This is a genomic window from Hyphomonas sp. (assembly GCF_013823385.1).
GTDB lineage: Bacteria > Pseudomonadota > Alphaproteobacteria > Caulobacterales > Hyphomonadaceae > Hyphomonas.
This window is the reverse complement of the sequence record NZ_PNMA01000080.1, coordinates 1-4,252: the sequence shown is the minus strand read 5'-3', so window position 1 is coordinate 4,252 and position 4,252 is coordinate 1. Positions and strand designations below refer to the sequence as shown.

The following is a 4,252-nucleotide window of genomic DNA, read 5'->3' as shown; positions in this document are numbered from 1 at the left end:
GGGGGCGTTTGCGGGAGGGGGCGGAATCCTACGCCAAGCTCGCCCAGATAGCCGGCGCGAGATCTTACTTGTTGCTGCCTTCTACGGTCGCGCCAGAAAGGCGACGGCTCAGTTCTATCCGGCGATGGCTACGCATTTTGAAGGTGTCTGGCCCAACGCGCCGATACTCAATGAAGCCGAGAGAACGCCAAAATCGCTCTGCCGCTTCATTCGCTTCCAGCACGGCCAACCGAATCTCTGTGGCACCTCTCGCAGCGGCCCAGCTTTCGACCGTCGAGTAAATTGAGCGTCCGACGCGACGACCACGCTGTGCGGCATCTACGATCATGAAGCCGAGATACCATGTGCCATCACGCGGATAATCGCGGAGGATGGCCGCGATTGCATATAGGCCGCCAGGCCCCTTCCATCCCAGGACAGCTTGATTGTGGGCGCTCTTTTCGGGCGGCACATCGGAGAAAAGCTCGCGAGCATCGTCCAGCGTGGGCGCGGCCCCGTCCTGCAACAGGAAATAGTCGCTGCAACGGTTGTACAGGTCTGCAACGTCTGCGGCGTCCGCTTGGGTAAGTTTGATCGGGGCTCCCGTCATCATCATCGCGTTTTGGCAGCAAGCACGCGCTGACCGTAATCCCGGAGTTCCCCGTTGGGACCGACATAGCGGTAGAGAGTGACGCGCTCGATCCCGAGTTCCTTGCAGAGGTCGGAAACGGACGTGTCGCGTTGGGCCATAGCAGCCTGAGCGAGCCGCACCTGGGCCTTGGAGAGGGCGAACTTGCGGCCACCCTTGCGTCCCCGCGCGCGGGCAGCGGCCAGGCCAGCCATGGTGCGCTCGCGGATCATATCCCGCTCAAACTCCGCCAGTGTGGCAAAAATGCCGAACACCATCCGGCCCGATGGCGTCGTGGTGTCGATCTGCGCGCCCTTGCCGGTGAGCACCCGCAGACCGATACCGCGATCCGACAGATTCTGCACCGTGCTGACCAGGTGGGTGAGCGTTCGGCCGAGCCGGTCGAGCTTCCAAACGATGAGGACATCGCCGTCGCGCAACGATTTCAGGCAGGCGGCAAGACCGGGGCGATCATCACGGCTACCGGATGCACGATCATCATAGATATTGCCTGGCTCGACACCGGCAGCGCGAAGGGCATCGTGCTGCAGGTCGAGCGACTGCGAGCCGTCGGCTTTGGACACGCGGGCGTAGCCGATCAGCATGGATCACAAACGAAGGTTTGAGGCGGTGACGAACATGAGCACATAAGATTGGGCTATTGTGTATCTTAACCAGCATCTCAATCAAGCTATCTCAAACCGTAGCTCGGAAAGAATAAGGAGCATGTATGCCGCGTCGCGTGACCCTGACCGATCGACAGCGCGAGGCGCTGCTTCACTTGCCGGTCGATCAAGGTGAGCTGCTGCGGCACTATACCCTCAGCGATGAGGATCTCGGGCATATCCGCCAGCGCCGGCGCGCCCACAATCGTTTTGGCTTCGCGCTGCAACTGTGCGTCCTGCGCTACCCGGGCCGGGTGCTCGCTCCTGGCGAGTTGATCCCGGCGCAGGTATCGGATTTCGTCGCGGCCCAGCTCGGCCTGACCAGCGACGATCTACTCCTCTATGCCGCGCGCGAGGAGACCCGGCACGAGCATCTGGCGGACCTTCGCCGAATCTACGGCTATCGCTCCTTTTCGGGGCGGGGCGCACGGGATTTGCGCGAATGGATCGCTCGGGAAGCCGAGGCGGCGACATCGAATGAGGATCTTGCCCGTCGCTTCGTTGCGGAGTGTCGCCGCACCCGCACGATCCTTCCCGGCTCCTCGACGATCGAGCGCCTTTGCGCCGATGCGCTGGTTGAGGCCGAGCGCCGGATCGAGGATCTTATCGCCCATCGCATCACGCCAACCCTGAGCGAGAATTTGGCTCACCTGTTGGAGGATACGGTGGATGGTCGCGTCACGCGCTTCGTATGGCTGCGACAGTTCGAGGTTGGCGCAAATTCAGCAGCCGCTAACCGGCTGATGGATCGACTGGAATATCTTCAAAGGTTCGATCTTCCGGCGGATTTGCTGGACGGCGTGCCGGCGCATCGTGTGACCCGGCTTCGCCGGCAGGGCGAGCGCTATTACGCCGACGGCATGCGTGATCTGCCCGAAGACAGGCGGCTTGCGATCCTCGCTGTCTGCACCCTGGAATGGCGGTCATCGCTGGCCGATGTCATCGTGGAGACCCACGATCGCATCGTAGGCCGTCTCTATCGGGCCTCCGAACGCCTTTGCAACACCAGGATCGCCGACGAAAAGGCGGCCGTTCGGGACACGCTGAAGTCCTTTGCCGAAATCGGTGGTGCTTTGCTTGGAGCGCAGGACGATGGCACGGCCCTGGACGGGATAATCGCCACCGGGCCTGGCTGGGAACGGTTCAGAACCCTTGTCGCCACGGCCTCCGCGCTGACCAACGTGCTCGCGGCCGACCCGCTCAGCCGTGTGCTGGACGGCTATCACCGTTTCCGCCTCTACGCGCCCAGGATGCTGCGCCTGCTCGACATGCAGGCGGCGCCGATCGCCACGCCTCTTCTGGCGGCCGTTGCGATGCTGCGTAACGGGATCAAGGTCGATCCGCCGGTGGATTTTCTACGTCCCAACTCGAAATGGCATCGTCATCTTCGCGCTGAGCCCAGCGGCGACCACCGGCTTTGGGAAATCGCGGTGCTGTTCCACATCCGCGACGCCTTCCGGTCCGGTGACATATGGTTGGCGGGATCGCGCCGCTATGGCGACCTCAAGCAGCTTCTGGTCCCGCCACAGGCGATAGAGCAGACCGCGCGGCTCGCCGTGCCGCTGCGACCCGGCGAATGGCTGGCCGAGCGCAGGGCTCGACTGGATACACGGCTAAAGGAGTTTGGCCGCGCGGCGCGAACCGGCACGATCCCAGGCGGCATCATCGAGAACGGCAAGCTGCACATCGACAAGCTGAGGGCCGACACGCCCGAAGGGGCCGAGGATCTCGTGCTCGATCTCTATCAACAGCTCCCGCCCGCGAGGATCACCGATCTGTTGCTGGAAGTCGATGAGCGAACCGGATTTTCCGAGGCGTTCACGCATCTGCGCACCGGCGCGCCCTGCAGCGACCGGATCGGCCTGATGAACGTGTTGCTGGCGGAAGGCGTCAATCTCGGTTTGCGCAAGATGGCGGCGGCGACCAACACGCACAGCTTCTGGGAATTGCTGCGGATCGCGCGCTGGCATGTCGAAGGCAGCGCCTATGATCGGGCGCTCGCCATGATCGTGGAGGCCCACGCCGCCCTGCCCATGGCCGCCTTCTGGGGACAAGGGCAATCGGCATCCAGCGACGGGCAGTTCTTCCTTGCTACCGAGCAGGGCGAGGCGATGAATCTGATCAACGCGAAATATGGCAACGTCCCGGGCCTCAAGGGATACAGCCATGTGTCCGATCAATATGCGCCGTTCGCAACCCAGGTGATCCCGGCAACGGTCAGCGAGGCTCCCTATATCCTGGACGGGCTGCTCATGAATGACGCGGGCCGCCGCGTTCGCCAGCATTTTGCCGACACGGGCGGCTTCACCGATCATGTGTTCGCCGCCTGCGCCTTGCTCGGCTACAGGTTCGCCCCCCGTATCCGCGATCTCCCTCAGAAAAGACTCTATGCCTTCACGCCCAACGCGACGCCGGCCAATGTGCGAGCGCTGGTCGGAGGTAAGATCAATGAACCGCTCATCGAGCGCAACTGGCCCGACATCCTGCGCATCATGGCGACGATCGCAGCGGGGATCGTCGCCCCCAGCCAGATTCTTCGCAAGCTCGCCTCTTACCCGCGCCAGAATGAGCTGGCCCTCGCATTGCGAGAGGTGGGCCGCATCGAGCGAACCCTGTTCATGATCGACTGGATTCTTGATGCCGGCCTCCAGCGCCAGGCTCAGATCGGCCTCAACAAGGGTGAGGCCCACCACGCCCTAAAGCGCGCCATCAGCTTCCACCGCCGAGGTGAAATCCGGGATCGATCCGGCGAAGGCCAGCACTATCGCATCGCCGGAATGAACCTGCTCGCCGCCATCATCATATTCTGGAACACCATGAAGCTCGGCGAGGTCGTCAATACCCGGGCCGCCAGCGGTACCCATATCGCGCCTGATTTACTCGCCCACGTCTCGCCGTTGGGATGGGAACACATCAATCTAACCGGGGAATATCGCTGGCCCAAATCCTTAGCGTAGGATTCCGCCCCCTCCTGCAAACG

At 62.8% G+C, this 4,252-nt stretch carries 3 protein-coding genes; 1 reads left to right on the top strand and 2 read right to left on the bottom strand.

The features are described 5' to 3' along the window. Positions 1–64 precede the first annotated feature (64 nt). Both C0456_RS19665 and C0456_RS19660 read right to left on the bottom strand, forming a co-directional pair. Entirely contained in the window at positions 65–595 is a 531-nt protein-coding gene (locus tag C0456_RS19665; RefSeq protein WP_291056112.1) for a GNAT family N-acetyltransferase, read from the bottom strand. Then, positions 592–1,212 (bottom strand): recombinase family protein, encoded by a 621-nt coding sequence (locus C0456_RS19660; RefSeq protein WP_008832583.1) that lies wholly within the window; start codon positions 1,210–1,212, stop codon positions 592–594. The genes C0456_RS19665 and C0456_RS19660 overlap by 4 nt, the downstream gene beginning before the upstream one ends. Before the next feature lie 125 nt (positions 1,213–1,337). Here C0456_RS19660 and C0456_RS19655 point away from each other — a divergent pair, with 125 nt between their 5' ends. Beyond that, a complete protein-coding gene (locus C0456_RS19655) occupies positions 1,338–4,229 on the top strand; it encodes a Tn3 family transposase (RefSeq protein ID WP_211506600.1) in 2,892 nt (963 codons plus the stop codon). The last annotated feature ends 23 nt before the right edge of the window (positions 4,230–4,252 follow it).